The organism is Diaphorobacter sp. JS3051, assembly GCF_015832135.1.
Lineage (GTDB): Bacteria > Pseudomonadota > Gammaproteobacteria > Burkholderiales > Burkholderiaceae_C > Diaphorobacter > Diaphorobacter nitroreducens.
On sequence record NZ_CP065406.1, the window covers coordinates 2157353 to 2181159 of the forward strand.

At 66.4% G+C, this 23807-nt stretch carries 23 protein-coding genes; 3 read left to right on the top strand and 20 right to left on the bottom strand.

Features of this window, described 5'->3' with window-relative positions; translation table 11 throughout:
* Positions 1–4: 4 nt before the first annotated feature.
* From I3K84_RS10320 to rfbB, 6 genes are all read right to left on the bottom strand, one after another.
* Positions 5–2893: a glycosyltransferase gene (locus tag I3K84_RS10320; RefSeq protein ID WP_172205792.1), complete on the bottom strand. Its 2889-nt coding sequence runs from the start codon at positions 2891–2893 to the stop codon at positions 5–7.
* 45 nt (positions 2894–2938) lie between these two features.
* Positions 2939–3832, bottom strand: a complete 894-nt coding sequence (locus I3K84_RS10325; protein ID WP_231403457.1) for a glycosyltransferase family 2 protein — start codon at positions 3830–3832, stop codon at positions 2939–2941.
* Between the two features lie 100 nt (positions 3833–3932).
* The gene (rfbC, locus tag I3K84_RS10330; protein WP_011803999.1) at positions 3933–4481 is read right to left on the bottom strand and encodes a dTDP-4-dehydrorhamnose 3,5-epimerase; all 549 of its coding nucleotides are present in this window, start codon (positions 4479–4481) and stop codon (positions 3933–3935) included.
* A 7-nt stretch (positions 4482–4488) separates the two neighbouring features.
* Positions 4489–5373: a glucose-1-phosphate thymidylyltransferase RfbA gene (gene rfbA / locus I3K84_RS10335; protein ID WP_011803998.1), complete on the bottom strand. Its 885-nt coding sequence runs from the start codon at positions 5371–5373 to the stop codon at positions 4489–4491.
* A gap of 8 nt (positions 5374–5381) precedes the next feature.
* Positions 5382–6260: a dTDP-4-dehydrorhamnose reductase gene (gene rfbD / locus I3K84_RS10340; RefSeq protein ID WP_172205790.1), complete on the bottom strand. Its 879-nt coding sequence runs from the start codon at positions 6258–6260 to the stop codon at positions 5382–5384.
* Complete coding sequence (rfbB, locus tag I3K84_RS10345; RefSeq protein WP_196996043.1) at positions 6257–7318, bottom strand: dTDP-glucose 4,6-dehydratase; 1062 nt, start codon at positions 7316–7318, stop codon at positions 6257–6259. Before rfbB ends, rfbD begins: the two co-directional genes overlap by 4 nt.
* A gap of 188 nt (positions 7319–7506) precedes the next feature.
* On the opposite strand from rfbB, the gene I3K84_RS10350 reads away from it, so the two are divergent.
* Positions 7507–7980, top strand: coding sequence for a phasin family protein (locus I3K84_RS10350; RefSeq protein ID WP_123674923.1), 474 nt, complete (start codon positions 7507–7509; stop codon positions 7978–7980).
* Positions 7981–8072: 92 nt separating this feature from the next.
* A complete protein-coding gene (locus tag I3K84_RS10355) occupies positions 8073–8735 on the top strand; it encodes a TetR/AcrR family transcriptional regulator (RefSeq protein WP_196996044.1) in 663 nt (220 codons plus the stop codon).
* A 21-nt stretch (positions 8736–8756) separates the two neighbouring features.
* Here I3K84_RS10355 and I3K84_RS10360 read toward each other — a convergent pair whose 3' ends face one another.
* Entirely contained in the window at positions 8757–9533 is a 777-nt protein-coding gene (locus tag I3K84_RS10360) for a type III pantothenate kinase (RefSeq protein WP_011803993.1), read from the bottom strand.
* 156 nt (positions 9534–9689) lie between these two features.
* Here I3K84_RS10360 and lysM point away from each other — a divergent pair, with 156 nt between their 5' ends.
* Positions 9690–10178, top strand: a complete 489-nt coding sequence (lysM, locus tag I3K84_RS10365) for a peptidoglycan-binding protein LysM (protein ID WP_196994446.1) — start codon at positions 9690–9692, stop codon at positions 10176–10178.
* Positions 10179–10271: 93 nt separating this feature from the next.
* Here the strand turns inward: lysM and I3K84_RS10370 are convergent, their stop codons facing one another.
* The 13 genes from I3K84_RS10370 to I3K84_RS10430 all read right to left on the bottom strand — a co-directional run bounded on the left by I3K84_RS10370 (position 10272) and on the right by I3K84_RS10430 (position 23715).
* Positions 10272–10721 carry a rhodanese-like domain-containing protein gene (locus I3K84_RS10370; protein WP_370567729.1) on the bottom strand — a complete coding sequence of 150 codons (450 nt, stop codon included), beginning with the start codon at positions 10719–10721 and terminating at the stop codon, positions 10272–10274.
* A gap of 29 nt (positions 10722–10750) precedes the next feature.
* On the bottom strand, positions 10751–11668 hold the full coding sequence (locus tag I3K84_RS10375; RefSeq protein WP_196994447.1) for a M48 family metallopeptidase: 918 nt from the start codon (positions 11666–11668) through the stop codon (positions 10751–10753).
* Position 11669: 1 nt separating this feature from the next.
* Positions 11670–12419, bottom strand: a complete 750-nt coding sequence (locus I3K84_RS10380) for a 1-acyl-sn-glycerol-3-phosphate acyltransferase (protein ID WP_012655569.1) — start codon at positions 12417–12419, stop codon at positions 11670–11672.
* Between the two features lie 77 nt (positions 12420–12496).
* Positions 12497–13072 carry a D-glycero-beta-D-manno-heptose 1,7-bisphosphate 7-phosphatase gene (gene gmhB, locus I3K84_RS10385; protein WP_012655568.1) on the bottom strand — a complete coding sequence of 192 codons (576 nt, stop codon included), beginning with the start codon at positions 13070–13072 and terminating at the stop codon, positions 12497–12499.
* A gap of 84 nt (positions 13073–13156) precedes the next feature.
* The gene (gene glyS / locus I3K84_RS10390; protein ID WP_196994448.1) at positions 13157–15319 is read right to left on the bottom strand and encodes a glycine--tRNA ligase subunit beta; all 2163 of its coding nucleotides are present in this window, start codon (positions 15317–15319) and stop codon (positions 13157–13159) included.
* Between the two features lie 30 nt (positions 15320–15349).
* On the bottom strand, positions 15350–16303 hold the full coding sequence (gene glyQ, locus I3K84_RS10395) for a glycine--tRNA ligase subunit alpha (RefSeq protein ID WP_011803986.1): 954 nt from the start codon (positions 16301–16303) through the stop codon (positions 15350–15352).
* A gap of 106 nt (positions 16304–16409) precedes the next feature.
* Positions 16410–17633 carry a beta-ketoacyl-ACP synthase I gene (gene fabB / locus I3K84_RS10400; protein ID WP_011803985.1) on the bottom strand — a complete coding sequence of 408 codons (1224 nt, stop codon included), beginning with the start codon at positions 17631–17633 and terminating at the stop codon, positions 16410–16412.
* A complete protein-coding gene (gene fabA, locus I3K84_RS10405; protein WP_047350077.1) occupies positions 17630–18154 on the bottom strand; it encodes a 3-hydroxyacyl-[acyl-carrier-protein] dehydratase FabA in 525 nt (174 codons plus the stop codon). The genes fabB and fabA overlap by 4 nt, the downstream gene beginning before the upstream one ends.
* Before the next feature lie 183 nt (positions 18155–18337).
* Positions 18338–19936, bottom strand: coding sequence for an apolipoprotein N-acyltransferase (gene lnt, locus I3K84_RS10410; RefSeq protein ID WP_196994449.1), 1599 nt, complete (start codon positions 19934–19936; stop codon positions 18338–18340).
* Positions 19936–20814: an HlyC/CorC family transporter gene (locus I3K84_RS10415; protein ID WP_041835866.1), complete on the bottom strand. Its 879-nt coding sequence runs from the start codon at positions 20812–20814 to the stop codon at positions 19936–19938. Before I3K84_RS10415 ends, lnt begins: the two co-directional genes overlap by 1 nt.
* Positions 20815–20907: 93 nt before the next feature.
* Entirely contained in the window at positions 20908–21636 is a 729-nt protein-coding gene (locus I3K84_RS10420; RefSeq protein ID WP_196994450.1) for a GNAT family N-acetyltransferase, read from the bottom strand.
* Between the two features lie 180 nt (positions 21637–21816).
* Positions 21817–22302: an Lrp/AsnC family transcriptional regulator gene (locus tag I3K84_RS10425; RefSeq protein ID WP_011803980.1), complete on the bottom strand. Its 486-nt coding sequence runs from the start codon at positions 22300–22302 to the stop codon at positions 21817–21819.
* A gap of 324 nt (positions 22303–22626) precedes the next feature.
* A complete protein-coding gene (locus I3K84_RS10430; RefSeq protein ID WP_011803559.1) occupies positions 22627–23715 on the bottom strand; it encodes an IS5-like element ISDisp1 family transposase in 1089 nt (362 codons plus the stop codon).
* Positions 23716–23807: the final 92 nt, after the last annotated feature.

Consider the following 23807-nt stretch of genomic DNA (forward strand, 5'->3'; position numbering starts at 1 on the left):
CCGCTTACTGCGCCCCGGGCACATGCCCACCGGGGACCCTTGGCCGCGGAGTGCTGGCCGACAGGTCCAGGTTGGGGTTGTAGAAAGGATCGCCCTCCAGGCGGTATGGCGCGTATTTGAGCGCGGACTGCTGGAAATCGACTTCCGGCACATGGGGGCTGCGGGTTTTGCTCTCGAGATGCAGGAGCCTTGCCGCCGGCAGGTAGACGTTGAGCAGGCCTTGCTTGTGCGCGCGGATGCCCAATTCGACATCGCTGCCGCAGATTTCAAAGGCTTCATCGAACCCGCCCAGGGCATCGAAACGCGCGGTCGCCACGGCCACACAGGCGCCGGTATTGGCCAGGACATTGCGCGGCACGACACTGGACACGAAGGGCGTCGGGTAATGCTGAACCGGTTCGCCCTTGAAGACATGGTCGGCCCAGCCCCCCATGCCCACCACCACGCCAGCATGCTGAATGGTGCGATCGGGGTACAGGAGCAGGGCACCGACGGTGGCCACGTCGGGCAAGAGCGCATATTCGACCAGGCGCACCAGCCAATCGGGGGTGATGATTTCGGTGTCGTTGTTCAGGAAGACCAGCACTTGCCCGCGCGCGTGGCTGCGGCCAATGTTGTTGAGTCGGGACCAGTTGAAGGGAATGTCGGCGGCAATGACGCGTACGCGTGCGTCCTGGGTCAGGCGCTGGAAACAGGCCTGGGTTTCTGGTTCGGTGGAGCCATTGTCGAGCACCAGGATCTCGTATGCGATCCCGGTGGTGTGGCGATGGATACTTTGGATACAGGCGTCCAGCAGATCGGCCTTGTCACGCGTGGGGATGATGATGCTGGCCACGGTGCCCGCCGGCACGCGGAACCTCGGTTGGTACACAAAGGCGTGGTCGCCGTCATCGACCCGGTCAAACTGCTCCCCATATCGGCTGGCTAAGTGGCGTGCCACGGCTTGCCTGCCCGCCAGATGTGCGTAAGGCTTGGACTGCGGACTGGCGGAGGTGGAGGCGGCATGGATGCGCCAGTGGTAGAGCACTTCGGGAATGTGCTCGATCTTGGCGCCCTGCGCGGCCAACCGCAAGACGAGGTCGTGGTCTTGGCTGCCCTGGCTTCCCTCCAGAAGCCCTCCCAGTCGCTCCAGCCACGCCCGGCGCACGCACATGATGTGCCCCACATAGTTTTGCGCCCATTGCAACGTGGGGGACCACTGGGGTTTGAAAAGCGGCAGGCAGCGCCTGCCCTGCTCATCGAGCTTGTCCTCGTCGGAGTAAATGAAGTCTGGAGCCGACGGCGCATTGATGGCCTGCGCCAGCCGCAGCAGGGCCTGCGGCGCGAGGACGTCATCGTGATCGAGGAACACGACAAACTCGCCCTGGGCCAGCGCGAGGGCATCGTTCGTGGCGTGGACGATGTGGCCCGCCGTCTCGCGGCGCGTCACTTTGATTTTGTCGCTTTGATCTTGCAGCGTTTGCAGCCGCTGCCGCGTGTCCGCCCGGCTGGAGGCGTCGTCGCAGATGCAAAGCTCCCAATGCCCGTACCACTGGCCTTGCACGGAATCGACGGCCGCCTGCAAAAAATGAGGGGGGGTGTCATGCACCGGCATGACGATGGAAATCAGCGGCCGGCGCGGCAGCTCGTTGATCAGCATGCCGGCCCGCGCATGCAGCCCCTGCAGCTGCGAGGCTTCCGCCTTCAGCCATTGCCCATAGGCCGTCTTGACGCCGCCAGACTGGGCGCGGCGCCACCGAGCCGCCAGTTTCCGGACCACTGCGCGGGGCCCGGTCCTGCAGGCACGCAGAACCTGGGCCAGCTTGCGCAGGGGCACCGTCAGCCTCCATGAGCGCGAGGCTTGCATGCCTTGCGCCGTGGCTTGCCATTGCGCCGCTGCGGTACGGGCCGAATCCAACTCCAGCCGCAGCGCATCGACTTGCTCCAGCCAGCCCAGCTTTTGGCGCTCCAACTGCTGGCGCGCATGCTCGTGGCGAATGACTTGCTCCAGCCAGCCCAGCTTTTGGCGCTCCAACTGCTGGCGCGCATGCTCGTGGCGAATGAAGCGCGCCAGGTAATGCAGTCGATCAAGCGCATGTTCCGGTAGCGCCTGCCCCGCCGCGGCCCATTTTTTCTGGTAGGTGCGCAGCACGTGGTAAGCCTCTGCGTGGTTGCGCAGCGCACCGCCCAGGATGGTGTTGCGCCCATGCAGGCGATATTCCAGCAGGGCCTGGTCATGCAGGAATTGGAACGCCCGTGGCTGCTCCATGGCGACCCGCAGCGCGTAGTCCCAGTCCGGCACGTAACGCAGACGCTTGAAAGGCCCCAGCCGCTGCCAAAGCGTGCGGGACATGAAAAAATTGGACGTGGAAACCGTGAAGTTGCCCCACAGCAGCGTCTGAAGCGCGGGATTCACGCCACTGGACTGCGCGGCCCGCCAGCGCTGCAAGATGTCACCGTACATGGCATTCCACCAGTACGACTCGGGGAAAAAGTTGCCGTCGCCATCGATCAGGCGCAAGCCTGTGACGATGAAAACCTCATCGGCAGCCGCCTGCGCGGTATCCACCAAACGCTGCAGGCGCTCGGGCGCGTAGCGATCATCCGAATTCAGGATCGCGAGATAAGGGGTCCGGGCCATTGCCAGGCCCCGGTTCAGGGTGGCGTGCGAGCCGGCATTGGCCTGGGTCAACAGGCGAATGCGGGGATCACCGTGTTGTGCCGCGTAGGCCTGCAAGACAGCCCAGGTATCGTCGGTGGAACCATCGTCGATCACGATGAGTTCCCAGCGGGTGAAGGTTTGGGCGCGGACACTGTCCATCGCTTCAACCACATACTTGGCGTGGTTGTAGGCAGGCAGGATCACCGTCACCAGGGCAACTGAATCCGCATCTTCGGGACTGATGGCTGTCATTAACTTAGATAATTTTCAATGGAATGATTCGAAACACCCTCAGCCTCAGCGCTCCGCAATACCGCCGGCACGCCCCATGAGGCCATGCAGCAGGCCACGGGTTATTTTCTCCAGGTGCCGCAGCCTGGGTGCGGTGACCAGCACATGAAAACCCATCTTGAGCAGCAACCGCCAGGCAGACACCAATTTCCAATTCAATGGCACCCATGGCTCGCGATAAAGCAGCATGGCGTTTCGCGCATGGAAGTAATGCCGCAGGGGTGAGTGGCTGAGGTACTCACGCCCCAAAAAACGCACGGGCTTGTCGCCCAGCTGATGTTCCAGATGCGCCGCGCAGACACCGTACATGCGGTAACCGGCATGGCGTGCACGCAAGCACCATTCGACATCGACAAAGTCGATGAAAAAATCCTCACGCATGGCGCCCACATGGTCCAACACGCCCATGGGAATGAGACAACCCGAAGCGATGAGATGATCGACCTCCACCGCCTCGCCACCATCGAAGCAGTTCAGCCAGATCCTTCTCAGGCCGACGGTACGGACGAACGGGCTTTTGTTTTTGCCTCTGCGCGCATCGGTGTAATGGGGACCTACGGCACCCGCATGCGGCCATGCCTCGAGCGCGCGGAGCAACTGGGCAACCATATTCTGCGCTGGAATACTGTCATGATCCATGAGCAGCACGTGGCTGCCTCCCATGGACCTTGCCCATTCGATACCGCGATTCTGTGCATGGGCAATGCCCATGTTCTGTCCCAGGGCGATGCAATGCACCTGGCACGCAGGCCACTTTCCAGCCCAATCCAGAACCTCCGCTCCGGGACTGTTGTCCACCACTACGATGGAATGCACTTGTGGCAACAACGCGGCAAACTGCTCATGCAGTTTTTCCAGGTTGGGGCGATAGGCCACCACAACCGCTATGATTTTCGACATGCAGGCCATTGGCGTTCTTATCGTCGAGAGAACCTGACGTAAAGACCTTCGTCAACCCTGCCACCGGCCGAACCGCCGGCGATACAGACCGCCGCCCGATTCACGCGGGCAACTCTGCCTGCTGCAGCAGTTTGCCCGCACCGTCCTTTGCGGACAATGTGGGACGCATTCCCAGATCAGGCCAAGCGATGGCCAATGTTGGATCGTTCCACGCGATGCAGCGCTCGTACTGGGGCGCATAGTAATCGGTGGTTTTGTACAAGAAGTCGGCCGTATCACTGAGCACCACGAAACCGTGGGCAAAACCGGGCGGCACCCAGAGCTGGCGGTGGTTCTCGGCACTCAACTCGACACCGACCCATTGGCCGAATGTCGCAGAAGATTTTCGAATGTCCACGGCAACGTCGAACACCGCCCCCTGCACCACGCGCACCAGCTTGCCTTGGGGTTGTTGAATTTGATAATGCAGGCCACGCAGCACCCCTTTCGTGCTGCGGCTGTGATTGTCTTGCACAAAATGATGGTTGGTACCCGTGACCTCGTTGAAGGCGCGCTGGTTGAAGCTCTCGAAAAAAAATCCGCGTGCGTCGCCGAACACTTTAGGCTCGATCAGCACGACATCAGGAATGGCGAGGCGGGTAGCTTGCATAGGGAGCTCAATAGATTTTTTCGTTCAAAATGCGCATCAGATACTTCCCATAACCATTCTTGGTCAATGGCTGTGCCAAGCGCTCCAGTTGCGCGGCATCGACCCACCGATGGCGCCACGCGATTTCCTCGGGGCAGGCGATTTTCAATCCTTGCCGATTCTCAAGCGTGGCGATGAACTGACCCGCCTCGAGCAGGCTTTCATGCGTGCCGGTGTCCAGCCAGGCATAGCCGCGGCCCATGATTTCCACCTGCAACAGGCCTTGTTCGAGGTACAGCCGGTTCAGGTCGGTGATCTCCAGCTCGCCGCGCGGCGAGGGCTGGAGGCCCTTGGCCAGCTCCACCACCTGCGCGTCGTAGAAGTACAGGCCGGTGACGGCGTAGTTGGACTTGGGGGCCTGCGGCTTTTCTTCGAGCGACAGCACCCTGCCCTGGGCGTCGAACTCGGCCACGCCGTAGCGCTCGGGGTCGTGCACGTGGTAGGCAAAGACGCTGGCGCCCTCGGTGCGGGCGTTGGCATTGGCCAGCAGCTCATGGAAGTCGTGGCCGTAAAAAATGTTGTCGCCCAGCACCAGGGCGCTGGGCGCGCCATTCAGGAACCGCTCGCCGATCAGGAAGGCCTGGGCCAGGCCGTCGGGGCTGGGCTGCACGGCATATTGCAGGTTGAGGCCCCATTGGCTGCCGTCACCCAGCAGTTGCTCGAACCGCGGGGTGTCCTGCGGCGTGCTGATGATGAGGATGTCGCGGATGCCCGCCAGCATCAGCGTGCTGAGCGGGTAGTAGATCATGGGCTTGTCGTACACCGGCAGCAGTTGCTTGCTGATGGCCAGCGTGGCCGGGTGCAGACGGGTGCCGGAGCCGCCGGCGAGGATGATGCCTTTGCGTGTCGTCATGGGGCGTTTCACAAGATTTCGGTCAGCATGCGCGCCACGCCCTGCTGCCAGGACGGCAGGGTGAGGCCGAAGGTGTCGCGCAGCCGGGCGGTGTCCAGGCGCGAATTGTGGGGGCGCGCGGCCGGCGTGGGGAAGGCGCTGGTGGGCACGGGCGCGATCTCTTTCGCTTTGATTTCGATAGCTGCCTGGACTTGCGCGGCGTGCTCCAGCACGTATTTGGCATACGCATGCCAGGTGGTCTCGCCCGCCGCCACGCAGTGGTACAGGCCACCGTCCTCGGGGCGGCGTTGCAGCTGGCGGATGGCGTGGGCGGTCACGTCGGCCAGCAGGTCGGCGCCGGTGGGGGCGCCCCATTGGTCGTCGATGACGGTCAGGCGTTCACGCTCCTGCGCGAGGCGCAGCATGGTTTTGGCGAAGTTGCCGCCGCGCGCGGCATAGACCCAGCTGGTGCGCAGGATGAGATGCCGGCAGCCCGATTGCTGGATGAGCCGCTCGCCCTCGAGCTTGGTGGCGCCATAGACGGACAGCGGCGCGGGCGCGTCGGTTTCCACCCAGGGCGTGTCGCCGCTGCCGTCGAACACGTAGTCGGTGCTGTAGTGGACGAGCAAGGCGCCCAGGCGCGCGGCCTCCTCGGCCAGCACGCCGGGGGTGGCGGCGTTGAGCAGGCGCGCGCGCTCGGGTTCGCTCTCGGCCTTGTCCACGGCGGTGTGGGCGGCGGCGTTGACGATCACGTCGGGGCGCAGGGCGCGCACGGTCTGTGCCACGGCCTGGGGCTGGGTGAAGTCGGCCTCGTCATGGCCCAGCGCGGTGACGCGGCCCAGCACCGACAGGCTGCGCTGCAGCTCCCAGCCGACCTGGCCGCTCTTTCCCAGGAGCAGGATGTTCATGCGGCAGCGTACTGTTTTTGTACCCATTCGCGATAGGCACCGGACTGCACCTGCGCCACCCATTCCGGGTGATCCAGATACCACTGCACGGTCTTGCGGATGCCGGTCTCGAAGGTCTCGGCCGGGCGCCACGCGAGTTCGCGTTCGATCTTGCGTGCGTCGATGGCGTAGCGCCGGTCGTGGCCAGGGCGGTCGGTCACGTAGGTGATCTGCGTCGTGTAGCTCTGGCCGTCGCTGCGCGGGCGCAACTCGTCCAGCAGGGCGCACACGGTGTTGACGATGTCGATGTTGGGCTTTTCGTTCCAGCCGCCTACGTTGTAGGTCTCGCCCAGCCGGCCCGCCTGCAGCACGCGCCGGATGGCGCTGCAATGGTCCTTGACGTACAGCCAGTCCCGGATCTGCATGCCGTCGCCATACACGGGCAGGCTCTTGCCTGCCAGGGCGTTGACGATCATCAGCGGGATGAGTTTTTCCGGAAAGTGCAGCGGGCCGTAGTTGTTGCTGCAATTGGTGGTGAGCACCGGCAGGCCGTAGGTGTGGTGCCAGGCGCGCACCAGGTGGTCGCTGGCCGCCTTGCTGGCGGAGTACGGGCTGTTGGGCTCGTAGTTGTGCTCTTCGGTGAAGGCCGCAGCAGCCGGCGCCAGACTGCCATAGACCTCGTCGGTGCTCACGTGCAGGAAGCGGAATGCTTCTTTTTGTGTAGCTGGCAGCGCTTGCCAGTAGTGCCTGACGGCCTCCAAAAGCCTGAAGGTGCCGACGACGTTGGTCTGGATGAAGTCCTCGGGGCCGTGGATGGAGCGGTCTACGTGGGATTCGGCGGCGAAGTTGATCACGGCGCGTGGCTGGTGCTCGGCCAGCAGACGGTCCAGCAGCGCGCGGTCACCGATGTCGCCCTGCACGAACACGTGACGGCCATCGCCCTGCAGGCTGTCCAGGTTGTGCAGGTTGCCCGCGTAGGTGAGCTTGTCCAGGTTCACCACCGGCTCGTCACCGACAGCCAGCCAGTCGAGCACAAAGTTGGCGCCAATGAAGCCTGCGCCGCCTGTTACCAGAATCATGGGTGGAAATCCTTCGCCAGAACCGTCTGCAGACCGGACTGCCTGCGGGGACAAAGCCTTGGATTATCCCATCGGCATGCACATGCCTGTAACAAACTCCCGTGACGGGATTTAGGGCGCTGCACCTACATGCGCACGCTGGAGGGCGCCCACAATCACCACTCAGGCCAATGCACAAGGAGTCTCCTATGCCCCACGTTCCTCCCGATGACGACACCGACCCCGCGCGCGAATTCCCACGCATGGCCCGGGAGTCCGCACAGCAAATCTGGCTGGCTGGCCTGGGCGCATTTGCCAAGGCCCAGGCCGAGGGCGGCAAGGTCTTTGAGGCCCTGGTGCGCGAGGGCATGGCACTACAGCGCAAAACCCAGGACACCGCCCAGGAGCATTGGGGCGAGGCCGCGCAGCGCATGGGGCAGATGGCCTCGGGACTGGGCGAGCGCGCCGCCGGCCAGTGGGACCGGCTGGAGGGCATCTTCGAGGAGCGCGTGTCCAAAGCCCTGCAGCGCCTCGGCGTACCCACCGCGCAGGAAGTGCAGGCCCTGCACGAGCGCATCGACGCCCTCACGCAGGAATTGCAAGCGTTGCAGGAGCGCCAAGCCGACCGCGACGGCGTGACAACCGCGCCGCCGCCGTCGCGCCCATCCACCCACGAGGGTTGAACGTCCCTCCGCATCAACCCGGCTGTGCACCCGCGGGCGACTGGAGTAGATTTCCGGAGCACGACAACGCCCCCGATGGGAGGAGACAGCCCATGGCGAAGAAAGCTCCCCGCCGCACCGCCGAGCGCATCCTGGAGTCCAGCCTGGCGCTGTTCAACCGCTTTGGCGAGCCCAACGTCTCCACCACGGCCATCGCCGCGGACCTGCACATCAGCGCTGGCAACCTCTATTACCACTACCCTGCCAAGGACGAGATCGTCAACGCGCTCTTCGCGCGCTACGACGAGGCGCTGAGGGGCCTGCTGCACGCGGGTGCGGACGTGCAGGACGTGGAGGACGCGTGGTTCTTCATGCACACGCTGTTCGAGTTGATCTGGCAGTACCGCTTCTTCTACCGCGACCTGAACAACCTGCTGTCGTGCAACCGCCGGCTGGAAGAGCAGTTCCCCGTGCTGCTACAAGCCAAGACCGCCGCCATGCACGATCTCCTGCAGGCATTGCGGCGCCGTGGCGCCTTGCAGATGGAACCGGCGGACGCCATGCAGCCTACCGCAACCAGCATGGTGGTGGTGCTGACCTACTGGCTCAGCTTCGAGTATGTGCGCGCTCCGCGCCAGGCGCTGGAACCCGAGAGCGCGCAGGTTGCGCTGCTGCACGGCGCGCGGCATGTGCTGGGGCTGCTCATGCCCTACCTGGAGCCCACCCAGCGTGCGCACCTGGCGCGGCTGGTCGGGGCCTACGACCAGGCCGCTTAACACCCGCGCTGGCGGGCCGTGTCAGGCCGGCAGCTCGGCAAACCGGCGCGCCGCGATCTCCAGCAGGCCGTCAAAGATCAGGTTTTCCACCAACTCGAACGGGCGCGTCATGCTTGGCGCCATCTTCCAGCCCGCACCGCCGGTCATCATGCAGGCGGGTTCCTGCCCGCAGTGCTGCCGCAGGTGCTGGTACATGCGCTCCACCGCGCCGGCAATGGCATAGGTGCCGCCGCTGGTCAGCGCATCGCTGGTGTTGGATGGGAACAGGCGCACCTCGCCCGTGGGCACGTGCAGCCCCGCGGTGCCGGACTCCAGCGCGCGCAGCATGATGCCGTGGCCGGGCAGGATCAGGCCGCCCAGGAAGCGCCCCTCCGCGTCCAGGGCCTCCACCGTCACGGCGGTGCCCACCATCACCACGATCAGCGGCCGCGCGGGCCCCTGGGCCAGCAGGCGGTGGCGCGCACCGATCATGGCCACCCAGCGGTCCGCGCCCAGGCGGGTGGGATGGTCGTAGCCGTTGATGACGCCGGCTTCCTGCGCCGACGGCACCACCCAGCGCGCGGGCACATCCCACAGCTCCATCTGCTCGGCCACGCGGCGCTTGACCGCGTCGCCCGCCACCACGCAGCCCAGCATATGCCGGGGCGCGGGCAGGTGGGACCACGGGCCCTCGGCCAGGCGTTCGATATGGTCCAGGAATTCAGCGCCATGGGCCAGCAGGCCGGCACCGGGCTGCGCTGCGTCGAACAACGCCCACTTGAGACGGGTGTTGCCCACGTCGATGGCCAGGAAAGTCATGGCGCGGATTATCCGTTTTTTGCCTTTGCCTCCCGCAGAGCGCCGCAAATGCACGCGCTGCCGCCGGCGCGGGCGTTTTTCCGACATGGTGGTGCCGGACAGTACGGCTATAGTGGTCCCGACCGTTTCTGCAACCCCCAAGAAGGAGAGAAAGCCATGGGTCTTTTCAGTTTCATCAAGGAAGCCGGCGAGAAGCTGTTTGGCGACAAGGACGCGCAGGCTTCCACAGCCGCCGCGCCCACGCAGGCCGAGCTCAACGACAAGGCCGGCAAGGCGATCGAGGCCTACATCGCGTCGCAGAACCTGGGCGTGAGCGACGTGCAGGTCCACTTCGAAGGCCCCGAGGGCAAGGTGACGGTGAAGGGCACCGCACCTACGCAGGCGGCCAAGGAAAAAGTCACCCTGTGCTGCGGCAACGTGGCCAGCGTGACCAGCGTGGACAACCAGATGAGCGTGACCAACCCCGAGCCCGAAGCGCAGTACCACGATGTGGTGCGCGGCGACACGCTGAGCGCCATCGCCAAGAAGTTCTATGGCGACGCCAACAAGTACCCGGTGATCTTCGAGGCCAACAAGCCCATGCTGACCCACCCCGACAAGATCTACCCCGGCCAGAAGCTGCGCATTCCACCGCTGGCCAAGTAAGCCCCGGCAATCTCAAGCCAAAACGGCTGCCAGCGCTTGCACATCAAGCGCTGGCAGCTATTTTTTTGAGAGCAAAAAACTCCAGCAACCCGCTCAGCCCTGCCGCCACGGCAGGCCGCGAAAGCGCCAGCCGCTGCGCCGGTTGCGCTGGCCGTTCTCGTCCGGCTCGCCCTCGAAGCCTTCCAGGATGTTGTAGGCCGTGATGCCCAGCTCGGTCGCGCGCCGCGCCGCGGCCACCGAGCGCACGCCGCTGCGGCACAACAGCACCGCCGTGCCGCCGGGCGGCACTGCCGCGCGCAACTGCGCGTCAAAATCGGCATTGGGCTGCATGCCGGGCCATTGCTTCCAGGCCGCGGCCACGGCGCCGGGCACGAAGCCCACCCAGTCGCGCTCGGCATCGGTGCGCACGTCCACCAGCACCGCCTGGCCGGCGCGCACCCATTGCCACGCCAGCGGCGGGCTCACGTCGCCGGCGTAGCCCTCGGCGGGCAGGGGTTGCTCAGAAGCGTGGAGGTCGGGCGTGGGCGTGTTCATGGCGGCCATTCTGGCAGACCATGGCCGCCGCGCGCCCATCAGTCCCAGGGCGGCGCGGGCTGCTCGCGCAGGCTGCGGCGCAGCGCGGCGTAGTCGGGCACCACGGTGGCCACGGTGTCCCAGAAGCGCGGGCTGTGGTCCATCACGCGCAGGTGCGACAGCTCGTGCGCGACCACGTAGTCGATGATGGCCGGGCGGTAGTGCATGAGCCGCCAGTTCAGCCGGATGGAGCCGTCGGCCCGCGCGCTGCCCCAGCGGGTGTTGGCGCTGGACAGGCGCAGCCGCGTCCAGCGCACATCCAGCAGCGGCGCGAAGTGGTGCAGCCGCTCGGTGAAGCAGCGGCGCGCATCGCGCATCAGCCAGGCCTGCACCGCGTCGCGCACCTGGGCGGGCGCGGCGCTGCGCGCCAGGGCGATGCGCAGCGCGCGACCGGTTGCGCCCTGCCCTTCGAGCACTCCGCCGCGTGCTGCGAAGCCGTGCGTAGGGTCCAGCACCACGGTGAGCGGCTCGCCCAGGTAGGGCAGCACGGCGCCGTCGCCCCAGACGATGCGCGCGCGCTCTTCCTGCTGGCGGCGCGCCTGCTGCTCGCCAAGCTTGCGCAGGATCCACGGCGCCTTGTCGCGCAGCGCGGCATCCACGCCCGCCAGCGTGACCCAGGAGGGCGCGCGCACGGACAGGCCGTCGGGCCCCACGGTGAAGCCGATGGAACGCCGGCGCGCACGCTGCAGCGCATAGGCCACCACCGCGTCGCCCAGCAGCACCTCGCGGCTGGCCGCCGGGTGGCGGAACACGGCGGGCGTGAGCAGATCGCCCAGCGGCGGCGCTGGCGCTACTAATAAAGGAGCTTCTGGCGCTTGTTGGACCGGCGCCATCGCCCGTTTCGGCTGTGGCACCTCGGAATCCGGGCTGCTCCCGCCACCCAGGAAGTCCAGCGCCAGCTGCACCAGCCGCTGCATGTCAGCCGGCGGTGGGGGGGTAGGCGTCGGGGTCCAGGCGGCGCATCTCGCCCTCGATCCAGGCCTCGACCTCGCGCATCAGCTCGTCAGGCTTGCGCCCCTCGGTGGGGATGGGCCGGCCGACGGACACGTGCACCACCCCCGGGCGCTTGATGAAGGCCTTGCGCGGCCAGACCGTGGCCGAGGTCACGGCGATCGGCACCACGGGCACGCCGGCGTCGATGGCCAGGCGCGTGCCGCCGCTCTTGTAGTCGCCCTTGGCGCCGCGTTCCGTGCGCGTGCCCTCGGGGAACATGATGACCCAGGTGCCCTTGGCCAACAGGCGGCGGCCTTGCTGCAGCACCTTGGCGAAGGCGCGGGCGCGCTGGCCACGGTCGATGTGGATCATGTCCAAGCTGCCGATGGACCAGCCGAAGAACGGCACGGAAAGCAGTTCCTTCTTGAACACGTAGGCCAGCGGGTGCGGCATGATCGCCGGCATCAGGAAGGTCTCATAGGTGGACTGGTGCTTGACCAGCAGCACCGCGCCCTGCTGCTCGCCCTGGGGCAGGTGCTCCATGCCGGTGATCTGCGTGCGGATGCCCAGCAGCCAGCGCGCCGAGTCGATGCACAGCTTCAGCCAGGCGCGCGCCACGCGGTAGCGCGCCGCCGGGCTGCCGCCCAGCACACGCACCAGCAGGATGCCCAGGGTGTAGGGGACTACGGTGACGACCATCACCAGCAAATGAAGAATGGAGCGGATCAGTGCCATGAAGCAGTTTTCAGTGTTTTTGGCTTCTAGCGCCCATGCAGTAAGCGCCAGCAGCTATCAATTCAATAGTTTTCGCATCACAGGGCCACGGGCAGGCTGGCGCCGTTCTGCGGGGCGATGAAATCCGCCAGCGCGCCCAGGCTGGCATGGGCGCGCGTGCCGGCGGGCCAGCCGGGCGGCAGGCTCTGGCGCGGGTCCAGGTGGGCCGAGCGACCGGTGCAGACCATGTGCAGTTGCGCGCCCAGCTCGCTCGCCGCCTGCAGGTGGGCCGCACTGCTGCCCGCCACCAGAATTTCCTGCCCCTCCGCGCCGTAGCGATCGCGGATCTGCTCCATCAGGCCCGGAGCGGGCTTGCGGCAGTGGCATTGCTCGCTCTCGGTGTGGGGGCAGTAGAACACCGCGTCGATGCGCCCACCCAGCGTGGCCAGCTGCCGGTGCATCTTCGCGTGGATGGCCACCAGGGTCTGCGCATCGAAGAGGCCGCGGCCCAGGCCCGGCTGGTTGGTGGCCACCACCACATGCCAGCCCGCGTGGTTCAGCCGTGCCACCGCCTCCAGCGCGCCAGGCACCGGCACCCATTCGTCGGGCGAAGCGATGAAGCCATCGCCCAGCGCGTTGAGCGTTCCGTCTCGGTCCAGGATGGCGAGTTTCATGGCGCGATTATCAAAGCAACGCTGCCGCGCCGTCCGCGTCCGCCGTCACCGGCGTAACGGTCCAGGCCCCACAGCCGCGCACGGTCACACCGCCAGGCGCGAGAGGTCGGCCACGCGGTTCATCGCCATGTGCAGCTTCTTGAGCAGGCCCTGGCGGTTCAGGCGCAACGCCAGTTCCTCGGCATTGACCATCACGTCGTCGAAGAACGCGTCCACGGGCGCGCGCAGCACGGCCAGGGTTTGCAGGCTGGCGGTGTAGTCGCCGCTGTCGAACTGGGCGTTGGCCTCGGGCACGAAGCGCTGCAGCGCGGCGTACAGGTCCTTCTCGGCGGGCTCCTGCAGCAGTTCCTCATTCACGTGCGGATCCACCTCGCCGGCCTTCTTCAGGATGTTGGTCACGCGCTTGTTGGCAGCGGCCAGCGCGGGCGCTTCTTCCAGTTGGGTGAAAGCACGCACGGCCTCCAACTGGCGGGGCACCAGGGCCAGGCGCTGCGGGCGCAGGGCGATGACGGCGTCCACCTCCTGGGCGCTGTATCCCTGCTCGCGCAGGGAGCCAGCCAGGCGGTCGTAGATGAAGTCGGCCAGCTGAGCGCTGGTGTCCTCGATCTTGTCGCCGAAGGCCGGCACGGCGCTGGCCAGCAGCGCATCCAGATCCAGCGGCAGCTCCTTCTCGACCAGCATGCGGATCACGCCCAGCGCATGGCGGCGCAGCGCAAACGGGTCGCGGTCGCCCGTGGGCAGGTTGCCGATGCCGAACATGCCCACCAGCGTCTCCAGCTTGTCGGCCAGCGCGACGACCACGCCCACGTTCTCGCGCGGCAGCGCGTCGCCGGCAAAGCGGGGCTTGTAATGGTCCTCGATGGCGTGCGCCACCTCGTCGGGCAGGCCGTCGCTCACCGCGTAGTAGCCGCCCATGATGCCCTGCAGCTCGGGGAACTCGCCCACCATGTCGGTGACCAGGTCGGTCTTGGCCAGCAGCGCGGCGTTGTCCACGCAGGTCAGCAGATAGTCCTGGGCGATCTCGCCTTCCTGGGAGTCCAGCGCCGCGTTGCCTTGCGCAAGCGCCGTGAACAGCTGCGTGGCGATGGCCTTGGCGATATGGCGCACCCGCTCCACGCGTTCACCCTGCGTGCCCAGCTTGTTGTGGTAGACCACCTTGGCCAGCTGGTCCACGCGGCTGACCAGGGTCTTCTTGCGGTCCTGGTCGAAGAAGAACTTGGCGTCCGCCAGGCGCGGGCGCACCACGCGCTCGTTGCCCTGGATGACGGCGCTGGCGTCCTGCGGGCTGATGTTGCTCACCACCAGGAACTGGTGGGTGAGCTTGCCCTCGGCATCCAGCAGCGGGAAGTACTTCTGGTTGGCCTTCATGGTGAGGATCAGGCACTCCTGCGGCACGGCGAGGAACTCCTTCTCGAATTCGCAGACCAGCACATTGGGGCGCTCGACCAGCGCCGTTACTTCGTCCAGCAGGGCGGCGTCTTCGATCGGCCGCACGCCACCGCCTACACGGTCGGCGGCCGCCTGCAGCTGGCGCGCGATCTCGGCGCGGCGCTCGGCAAAGCTAGCAATCACCGCGCCTTCGCTGCGCAGTTGCTCGGCGTAGCTGTCGGCGCTCTGGATCACGACCGGGTCCACGGAGGCCTCGAAGCGGTGGCCGTGCGTGGTGTTGCCGGCCGTCAGGCCCAGGGCCTGCACGCCCACCAGCACCTGCGTGCCGTGGAGCGCCACCAGGCCGTGCGCCGGGCGCACGAAGTGCACGCTGGTCCAACCGTCCTGCAGCTGGTAGCGCATCACCTTCGGGATCGGCAGCTTGGCAATGGCCTCGTCCAGCGCCTTCTGCAGGCCATCGGCCAGCAGCGCGCCCTTGGCCATGCTTTCAAAGAACAGCACCTCGGCCTTGCCGTCGTGCACGCGCTTGAGCTGCGGCACGCTGGCGGCGTCGGCGCCCAGCGCAGCCAACTTCTTGAGCAGCGCCGGCGTGGGCTGGCCGCTCGCATCCAGACCCACGGCCACGGGCATGAGCTTTTGCGACACCGCCTTGTCGGCCGCGGCGGGCAGCACTTCGGTGATGTGCGCCGCCAGCCGGCGCGGCGAGGCAAAGGCGGTGAGCTGCGAATGTGCCGAGGTCAGGCCTTGCGCCTGCAATTGCTCCAGCAGCACGCCCGCGAAGGCATCGCCGAGCTTTTGCAACGCCTTCGGGGGCAGTTCTTCGACAAACAGTTCGACAAGAAGATTCTGGTGATTCATGGTGTGTTTCTCGCTGCGCGGCGCGTGCGCTCACGCGGCCTTCTTGTTCTGTTGTTCCGCGGCCTTGGCCAGCTCGGCCAGCACCTCGTCGGCATGCGCCTTGGGCGCCATGGGGAAGCCCAGGCGCGCACGGCTGTCCAGGTAGGCCTTGGCCACGGCGCGCGCCAGGTTGCGGATGCGGCCGATGTAGGCGGCGCGCTCGGTCACGGAGATCGCCCCGCGCGCATCCAGCAGGTTGAACGTGTGCGCCGCCTTGAGCACCTGCTCGTAGGCCGGCAGCGCGAGCTGCTCGCCCATCAGGTGGTTGGCCTGCTTTTCATGGGCGCCGAAGGCGGTGAAGAGGAACTCGGCGTCGGAATGCTCGAAGTTGTAGGTGGACTGCTCCACCTCGTTCTGGTGGTACACGTCGCCATAGGTCAATTTCGCGCCATTCGGGCCCTCGGTCCAGGTCAGGTTGTAGACGTTGTCCACGCCCTGCAGGTACATGGCCAGGCGCTCCAGGCCGTAAGTGATCTCGCCCGTGGCGGGCTTGCAGTCGATGCCGCCGACCTGCTGGAAATAGGTGAACTGCGTCACCTCCATGCCGTTGAGCCACACCTCCCAGCCCAGGCCCCAGGCGCCCAGCGTGGGGTTCTCCCAGTCGTCCTCGACGAAGCGGATGTCGTTCTTCTTGAGGTCAAAGCCCAAGGCTTCGAGCGAGCCCAGGTACAGCTCCAGGATGTTGTCGGGCGCGGGCTTGAGCACCACCTGGTACTGGTAGTAATGCTGCAGGCGGTTGGGGTTCTCGCCATAGCGGCCGTCCTTGGGGCGGCGGCTGGGCTGCACGTAGGCGGCCTTCCAGGGCTCCGGGCCCAGAGCTCTCAAAAACGTAGCTGTATGCGACGTACCGGCGCCCACTTCCATGTCATAGGGCTGCAAGAGTGCGCAACCCTGGTCGGCCCAGTAGGACTGCAGTTTGAGGATGATTTGTTGGAATGTCAGCATGGCTGTGTGTCTGAGAGAGCGGGCGCGCTCGCACGCGCGAACCGGCAATTTTAGGCGTCCAAGCAAAACGGGGGCCGCAGCCCCCGTCGTACCTGGCCCGAGGCCGTCACTGGCCTTGCCAGCGGCGCAGCACCAGGCTGGCGTTGGTGCCGCCAAAGCCAAAGCTGTTGGACAGCACGTGTGTCAACTGCGCGTCGCGCGTCTGGGTCACCAGCGGCATGGAGCCCAGCAGCGGGTCGGGTGTCTCCACGTTGGCCGAACCGGCGATGAAGCCCTTGTTCAGCATGATCAGGCAGTAGATCGCTTCCTGCACGCCGGTGGCGCCCAGCGAATGGCCGGTGAGCGACTTGGTGCTGGAGAACGGCGGCACGGCCTCGCCGAACACCGCCTGCATGGCACGCACTTCCTGCATGTCGCCCACAGGCGTGGAGGTGCCGTGGGTGTTGATGTAGTCGATGGGCGCGCCCAGTCCTTCCATGGCCTGCTGCATGCAGGCGATGGCGCCGTCGCCCGACGGGGCCACCATATCTTCGCCGTCGCTCGTGGCGCCGAAGCCCACGACCTCACCCAGGATGGTGGCGCCGCGTGCCAGTGCATGCTCCAGGCTTTCCAGCACCACGGCACCACCGCCGCCGGCGATCACGAAGCCGTCGCGGTTGGCGTCATAAGCGCGCGAGGCCTTCTCGGGCGTGGCGTTGTACTTGCTGGACATGGCGCCCATGCCGTCGAACAGCAGCGACATGCCCCAGGACAGCTCTTCGCCGCCGCCGGCGAACATCACGTCCTGCAGGCCCCAGGCGATCTGCTGCGCAGCGGCGCCGATGCAGTGCGCCGAGGTGGAGCAGGCCGAGGTAATGGAATAGTTGATGCCCTTGACCTTGAAGTTGGTCGCAAGGCACGCCGAGACGGTGGAGCTCATGCAGCGCGTGACCTGGTAGGGTCCCACGCGGCGGATGCCTTTTTCGCGCAGCGTGTCGGCCGCCTCGATCTGGTTGGCGGGAGAGCCGCCGCCCGAGCCCATGATGAGGCCGGTGCGCGGGTGGCTGACCTGTTCGGGGGTGAGGCCGGCCTGCTGGATGGCGTCTTCCAGGGCAATCTGCGCATAGGCCGCGGCGTCGCCCATGAAGCGCAGCTGCTTGCGGTCGATGCGCGCCTCGACGTCGATCTCAGGCACGCCCGCCACCTGGCTGCGCAGGCCCAGCTCGGTGAACTGGGGCACGGCCTTGATGCCGGAGCGGCTGGCGCGCAGCGCCTCCTCCACGGTCTGCAGATCGTTGCCAATGCACGAGACGATGCCCGCGCCCGTGATCACCACCCGTTTCTTGGTCATGCTGCGCTTCCCTGTGCGTCGCCTTCGCGCAGGAACAGACCCACGCGCAGGTCGTTGGCCACGTAGATTTCCTTGCCGTCGGCCAGCAGGCGTGCATCGCCGATGGCCATGTTGAGTTTGCGCTTGATGACGCGCTTGAGGTCGATTTCGTAGGTCACGAGCTTTACGTCCGGGCCCACCTCGCCGGTGAACTTGACCTCGCCCGCGCCCAGCGCGCGGCCACGGCCCGGCAGGCGCAGCCAGGTGAGATAGAAGCCGATGAGCTGCCACATGGCATCCAGCCCCAGGCAGCCGGGCATGACCGGGTCACCCTGGAAATGGCAGGCGAAGAACCACAGGTCGGGCTTGACGTCGAGTTCGGCCACGATCCTTCCCAGGCCATGCGCGCCGCCGTCGGTGTCGATGTGCGTGATGCGATCGAACATCAGCATGGGGGGCAGGGGCAGGCGCCCGCTGTCCGGACCGAACAACCGGCCCTCGCCCGAGGCGATGAGTTGTTCGTACGAGAAGGAATCAGCCATTGTCAATCGTGCTCCAGACGGCCCGTGCCGCCGCGGTAGGTGGTTGTCGTTGATGCAAAAAAATCAGCGCGCGGCCCGCGGCCACGGGCGGCGAAGGCCCTCTATTATCCAGGCTCGCGCGCGCTCTGGCCTGTAACCGTGCCCCGGGAAAGCCCGCTGGCTACCGCGCCGGGATGATCTGGATCAATTTCCAGCCCGCGCCCGCCCTGTGCGCCCGCGCAGGCACCAGGCCAGCCCCGCCACTGCAAACCCGAGCGCCCACAGGGGCCAAAGCCCCCAGCGCGCCACCCACCGGGCGTACGGCGTGGCGGCGCCACCACGCCCCTGCACCTGGGCGCGCAGCACGCCGCGCTGATAGGCCGGCATGCGGTGCGTGACCTGCCCGCGGTGGTCGATCACCGCCGTGGCGCCGGTGTTGGTGGCACGCACCATGGGACGCTCGAACTCCAGCGCGCGCAGACGGCTGATGGCCAGGTGCTGGTCCACCGCCACGGTGTTGCCGAACCAGCCGATGTTGCTCAGGTTCACGAGGATGGTCGGGCTGCTCGCCGGGTCGAGAAAGCGCACGCCGATTTCCTCGCCGAACAAGTCCTCGTAGCAGATATTGGGCGCTATGCGCTCGCCTGCCCACGCCAGCGACGGCTGACCCACCGCGCCGCGGTTGAAGTCGCCCAGGGGGATGTTCATCATCTCGGTGAACCAGCGGAAGAACGGCGGGATGAACTCGCCGAACGGCACCAGGTGGTGCTTGTCGTAGCGGTAGGGCTGCGGCTGCTCGGGCGCAAAGCCCAGCACCGAGTTGGTATAGCCCTCTTCCAGGCTGCCCAGCGGGATGCCCAGCAGCAGCGCCTGGCCGCCTGCGGCATAGCGCTCGGCCATGCCCTCCAAATAGCCGGGCACCAGCTGCTGCGGCAGCAGGGGGATGGCCGTCTCGGGCGCCACCACCAGGCTGGCCTTGGCCGCGTGGATCTGGTCGTAATACCACTGCAGCGCCATCGGCACGCCACTGCCGGGCTGGAACTTCTCGTCCTGCGGGATGTTGCCCTGCAGCAGCGCCAGCGACAGGGGCGCATGCACGGGCGGCGGGGCACCGCAGCCCTCGACGGCGCAGTGGCGCTGCCAGGCGGCCCCTGCCCCCACGGCCGTGAGCGCGAGGACCAGCGCCCAGGCCCGTGCGTTGCGCAGGTCGGCGCGGCGCGCCTGCGCCAGCATCATGGCCAAGAGCGCCGCCGCGGCACCGATGCCGTACACGCCCACGCTGCGCGCCAGCGCGGCCAGGGGCCCCTGCACATGCGCGTAGCCGCCAGCGCCCCAGGGAAAGCCGGTCCACCATTGGCCGCGTGCCAGTTCCGCCAACAACCACAGCGCAGCAAAAACGATAGCTGCCAGCGCTCTATGGACAGGCGCTAGAGTCCAAAAACATGCAGAAACCGCTGCGTAATAACTGCCGAGGAACGCCGCCAGCCCCAGCACCGCCAGCACGGCCAGCGGCGCGGCCAGTCCCCCATACGTGTGCATGGAGATGAACAGCCACCAGAACGTGCCCGCGAGCCACGCCGTGGCGAACACCCAGCCCAGCAGGCCGGCCCGGCGTGTACCGCCGGCGCCCAGTAGCACATGCGCCCACAAGGCCAGCGACAGGATCTGCAGCCACCACAGCGGCTGTCCGCCCCAGGGCCAGGCCAGCGATGCGGCCTGCGCCAGCCCGGCCACCAGTGCCAGCACCCAGGGCAACGGGCCGCGGCGCGGTGCGTGCGCGGCCAGGGGCGGTGCGACGGCCATCAGCGTTCGGACTCGGGCGTGGCCGCCGCCGGTGCGACCTTGAACCAGCGCACCGACCCGCCCTTGGTGTGCATCACCACAAACTGCAGGCCGCCGAGCACCACGGACTCTCCCTTGCGCGGCATGCGGCCCAGCTCGTGCGCGATCAGGCCGCCGATGGTGTCAAAGCTCTCATCGGGGTCGCTGCCCTGCAGCGCCACGCCGAAGGCCTCGGCCACGCGCTCCACGGGCGTGTCGCCGCTCACGCGGAAGGTGCGGTCGGCCAGGCCGAAGATGTCGCCCTCGTCCTCGGGGATGTCGAATTCGTCCTCGATCTCGCCCACGATCTGCTCGATCACGTCCTCGAACGTCACCAGACCGGCGATGCGGCCGAACTCGTCGATGGCGATGGCCATGTGGTTGCGCGTGTTGCGAAACTCACGCCCCAGGTCATGCAGGCCCTTGCTCTCGGGCACGAACAGCGCCGGGCGCACCAGCGTGCGCACGTTCAGCCCCGGCGAGCGCCAGAGCTTGAGCAGATCCTTGGCCAGCAGGATGCCGATGATGTTGTCGCGCTCGCCCTGGTACACCGGAAAGCGCGAGTGCGCGGTGTGCAGCACCTGGTGCATGAGCTCGTCCACCGGCGCGTCGATGTCCAGCATGTCCATGCGTGGCGCGGGCACCAGCACGTCGCCCGCGGTCATCTCGGCCATGCGCAGCACGCGCTCCAGCATCACCCGCGCATCGGCATTGATGACGTCGTTGTCCTCGGCCTCGGCCAGCGTGGCGATGAGCTCGGCCGTCGAGTCCGGCCCGGGGTTGATGAACTCGACGAGGCGCTGCAGGAACGTGCGCTTGTCCTCCTTGTCGGAGGCGCGCGCAGGGTGGGGGTCGGACACGGGGACGGGTGCAGGTTGTGCAGGGAGTGGATCAGCCCCCAAGGATAGCGGATCGCCCCGCGCACCCGCGGGGCACGCCGGGGGCGCGCCTGCCTACTCGGCGGCCTGGTGGCGGCCGTCGCGCACGCCCTGGCGGATTTCCTGCAGGTCGGCCAGGAAACGCCAGAACTGCCGCGCCTGCTTCTTGAGCTGGTAGTCCACTTCGCCGAAATGCTCGGCCATGATCTCGGACACGCGCGTGTCGAAGCGCGCGGGCGGCAACTGCAAGTACGCCTCGGACTCGGATCCGTCGCGGCGCACCGTGGCGCCGGCATTGCGCGCGATCTTGAGCATGGCCGTGTTCTCGGTGAGCGCGTGGATGAACATCATGCTCACGCCGCGGTTGCGCGCCAGCATCACCGCGCGCTCGAACAGCCGCGCGCCGTAGCCGCGCCCGCGCGCCGTGGCCGAGACCGAGACGCCGAACTCGGCGCAGCTTTCGTACTCACCCGATGGCGCAAACGCCACATGGGCCATGGCGATCAACTCCAGGCGGCGGTTGAAGATGCCGAACACCTCGTCGCGCGAGAAGTCCAGCAACTCGGCGTAGCGGCGCACCTGGTCGTCGTTGGCGGCGTAGCCAAAGCGCAGGTAGCGGTCGCGCGGCTCCAGGCGCAGCAGGTGGGCGGCAATGCGCTCGCGGTGCTGCGGGCCGAGCGAACGGATGGGCACCATCACAGTGTTCATGGCAAAACCTCGGTGGAAGCGTCCCCCGGCGGCGGGGCGCAGCATTTGTCGCCCTGCATTCCAGGAAGCGCGAAGCCAGTCTTTGGTTGAAAGCATGATGCGGCCGATTCTAGGGTTTTCCCTAGGAATCTGGGGCGCATATGCTGCAATGCAACAAAAAAGTGGGGGAAATCGGATCCAAGGGAAAAATGGCCTCTAGCCCTTACCCAGTAAGCGCAAGCAGCTATCAATACAGGACTTCCTCTGTCCGCCACGCGACTGCCGTGCCTTTTTTATCTACACCGGCAGGGCGGTAGTGGCCTTGACCCGGTCCAGCACGAAGCTGGTCTTGCAGTCCTGCACGCTGGGGTGCTTCAGCAGCGTGTCCATGATGAAGCGGCTGTAGTGCGCCATGTCGGCCACCACCACGCGCAGCAGGTAGTCCATCTCGCCGGTGAGCGACGCGCACTCCACCACCTCGGGCCAGGTCTGCACGCTGGCGCGGAACAGGTCCATCGGGTTGCGCTTGTGGCTCTCGGTGTGCTTTTCCAGGCGCACGTTCAGGTAGGCGGTCAGTCCCAGGCCCACGCGCTCGGGGCGTACCAGTGCCACGTAGCGGTCGATCACGCCCTCTTCCTCCAGCCGCTTGGCGCGGCGCAACACGGCGCTGGGCGACAGGCCCACCTGTTCGCCGATCACGTCATAGGTCTCGCGGCCGTTGTCCTGCAGGCGGCGCAGGATGGCACGGTCCAGCTTGTCGAGGGCGGGGGTGCGTTCGCTCATGGCGGCGGATTCTAGGCAAGCGCCGCACGAGACGCACCCGCGTGTTCTTTAACGCGAAATGACTGCACATCGCATTGACGTTGCGCAACATTCCTGCATATCCACACTCAAACCCGTGCGCATTCGCCAGAAACATGAGCCCCGCCCCTCCTACAGTGAAGCGACACACCCTAACAGGCCGTTGAAAAAGTGCTTTTCGAACGCATCAGGGACGCTGAGTGCGAAGACACGAGCTGCCCAGACGCGTCTGCGCAGCGATTGCAACGGCCCATCTGGCCGGTTTGCAGGCCCTCCCGCCCATTTCGGGCGCACGTATCCCTGGGCTCACGCATGATGCGCGTCCCACCAGCCGCCGATGCTGCCCATTCGCACAAGGTTGTAGGTGGCAAAGCACAGCAGCGCCTGGCCCGTGAGCTTGGCCTGACCGATCAGCTTGGTCTTTGCCAGACCACCGACGGTCTTGATCCAGCCAAAGGCCTCTTCGATGCGCTTGCGCACCTTCAGGCTGGTCTTGTAGCCCTCGTGCCGTGTCACTCGCGCATCCACCGCCGAGTGTTTGTCCTTGGCCGCCACGTGGGGCGTGACTTTGAGCTTTCTGCAGCCTTTGATGAAGGCCTTGCTGTCGTAGCCCTTGTCGGCACCGACCGTGGCCCGTTTGTTCCTGTTGCCCCGACGCTCCAACATGGCCAGCGCCGCCTCGCGCTCGGCCGTGCCGCTGGCGTGGGTGATCTCGACATCCACGATCAGCCCGTTGCGGTTCTCCATGAGGATGTGCCCCATGTGGCACAGGCGGGATTTGTCGCCCTGGCTCTTCTTGAACAGCCGGGCATCGGCGTCCGTGGTGCTCTCGTGGGTGTCGTTGCAGCGCTCCTGCCCCTTGAAGTCCACCTCGGGGTTGCGCCCAGGCGGCGTGCCGCTGTCGTCGTCTTTGCGCTTGAAGCTCTTGTGCGAGGCCCAGGCGTCAATGAGCGTGCCGTCCACGCTGAAGTGCTCGTCGCTGGCGAGCTTGCCCCACTGGGCACTGAGCTTGACGCGCTCGAAGAAGGCGCGGGCGAGGTCTTCGTTGAACAGACGTTCGCGGTTGGCGCTGAAAGTGGAGTGGTCCCAGACCTTGTCTTCGATGTTCAGGCCCACGAACCAGCGGTACAGCAGGTTGTAGTTGATCGCTTCGACCAACTGGCGCTCGCTGCGGATGGAGAACAGGATCTGCAGCAGCAAGGCCTTGAGCAGCATCTCCGGTGGCACCGATGGGCGGCCACGGCGGGCGTACACCGCTTCGAACTCGCGGTTCATGGTTGCCAGCAGCGCATCAACCACCGCGCGCAACTTGCGCAGCGGGTGTGCCTGCGGCACGCGCTCTTCAAGGCTGATGTAGCTGAACATCGCCCCCTGGAAATCTTGACTGCCTCTCATCGTCCTCGTCTGGGTCGTTCACCGATGGCTTCAGATCGTAGCGGCCAACGCGGGCGTCGGCGGGGGATTTTTCAACGGCCTGCTAAGGAGAC

What these genes read in the sequence shown, in the direction of transcription:
- I3K84_RS10320 (WP_172205792.1), bottom strand. Translation starts at nt 2,893, where the DNA reads ATGACAGCCATCAGTCCCGAAGATGCGGATTCAGTTGCCCTGGTGACG.
- I3K84_RS10325 (WP_231403457.1), bottom strand. Translation starts at nt 3,832, where the DNA reads ATGTCGAAAATCATAGCGGTTGTGGTGGCCTATCGCCCCAACCTGGAA.
- rfbC (WP_011803999.1), bottom strand. Translation starts at nt 4,481, where the DNA reads ATGCAAGCTACCCGCCTCGCCATTCCTGATGTCGTGCTGATCGAGCCT.
- rfbA (WP_011803998.1), bottom strand. Translation starts at nt 5,373, where the DNA reads ATGACGACACGCAAAGGCATCATCCTCGCCGGCGGCTCCGGCACCCGT.
- rfbD (WP_172205790.1), bottom strand. Translation starts at nt 6,260, where the DNA reads ATGAACATCCTGCTCCTGGGAAAGAGCGGCCAGGTCGGCTGGGAGCTG.
- rfbB (WP_196996043.1), bottom strand. Translation starts at nt 7,318, where the DNA reads ATGATTCTGGTAACAGGCGGCGCAGGCTTCATTGGCGCCAACTTTGTG.
- I3K84_RS10350 (WP_123674923.1), top strand. Translation starts at nt 7,507, where the DNA reads ATGCCCCACGTTCCTCCCGATGACGACACCGACCCCGCGCGCGAATTC.
- I3K84_RS10355 (WP_196996044.1), top strand. Translation starts at nt 8,073, where the DNA reads ATGGCGAAGAAAGCTCCCCGCCGCACCGCCGAGCGCATCCTGGAGTCC.
- I3K84_RS10360 (WP_011803993.1), bottom strand. Translation starts at nt 9,533, where the DNA reads ATGACTTTCCTGGCCATCGACGTGGGCAACACCCGTCTCAAGTGGGCG.
- lysM (WP_196994446.1), top strand. Translation starts at nt 9,690, where the DNA reads ATGGGTCTTTTCAGTTTCATCAAGGAAGCCGGCGAGAAGCTGTTTGGC.
- I3K84_RS10370 (WP_370567729.1), bottom strand. Translation starts at nt 10,721, where the DNA reads ATGGCCGCCATGAACACGCCCACGCCCGACCTCCACGCTTCTGAGCAA.
- I3K84_RS10375 (WP_196994447.1), bottom strand. Translation starts at nt 11,668, where the DNA reads ATGCAGCGGCTGGTGCAGCTGGCGCTGGACTTCCTGGGTGGCGGGAGC.
- I3K84_RS10380 (WP_012655569.1), bottom strand. Translation starts at nt 12,419, where the DNA reads ATGGCACTGATCCGCTCCATTCTTCATTTGCTGGTGATGGTCGTCACC.
- gmhB (WP_012655568.1), bottom strand. Translation starts at nt 13,072, where the DNA reads ATGAAACTCGCCATCCTGGACCGAGACGGAACGCTCAACGCGCTGGGC.
- glyS (WP_196994448.1), bottom strand. Translation starts at nt 15,319, where the DNA reads ATGAATCACCAGAATCTTCTTGTCGAACTGTTTGTCGAAGAACTGCCC.
- glyQ (WP_011803986.1), bottom strand. Translation starts at nt 16,303, where the DNA reads ATGCTGACATTCCAACAAATCATCCTCAAACTGCAGTCCTACTGGGCC.
- fabB (WP_011803985.1), bottom strand. Translation starts at nt 17,633, where the DNA reads ATGACCAAGAAACGGGTGGTGATCACGGGCGCGGGCATCGTCTCGTGC.
- fabA (WP_047350077.1), bottom strand. Translation starts at nt 18,154, where the DNA reads ATGGCTGATTCCTTCTCGTACGAACAACTCATCGCCTCGGGCGAGGGC.
- lnt (WP_196994449.1), bottom strand. Translation starts at nt 19,936, where the DNA reads ATGGCCGTCGCACCGCCCCTGGCCGCGCACGCACCGCGCCGCGGCCCG.
- I3K84_RS10420 (WP_196994450.1), bottom strand. Translation starts at nt 21,636, where the DNA reads ATGCTTTCAACCAAAGACTGGCTTCGCGCTTCCTGGAATGCAGGGCGA.
- I3K84_RS10425 (WP_011803980.1), bottom strand. Translation starts at nt 22,302, where the DNA reads ATGAGCGAACGCACCCCCGCCCTCGACAAGCTGGACCGTGCCATCCTG.
- I3K84_RS10430 (WP_011803559.1), bottom strand. Translation starts at nt 23,715, where the DNA reads ATGAGAGGCAGTCAAGATTTCCAGGGGGCGATGTTCAGCTACATCAGC.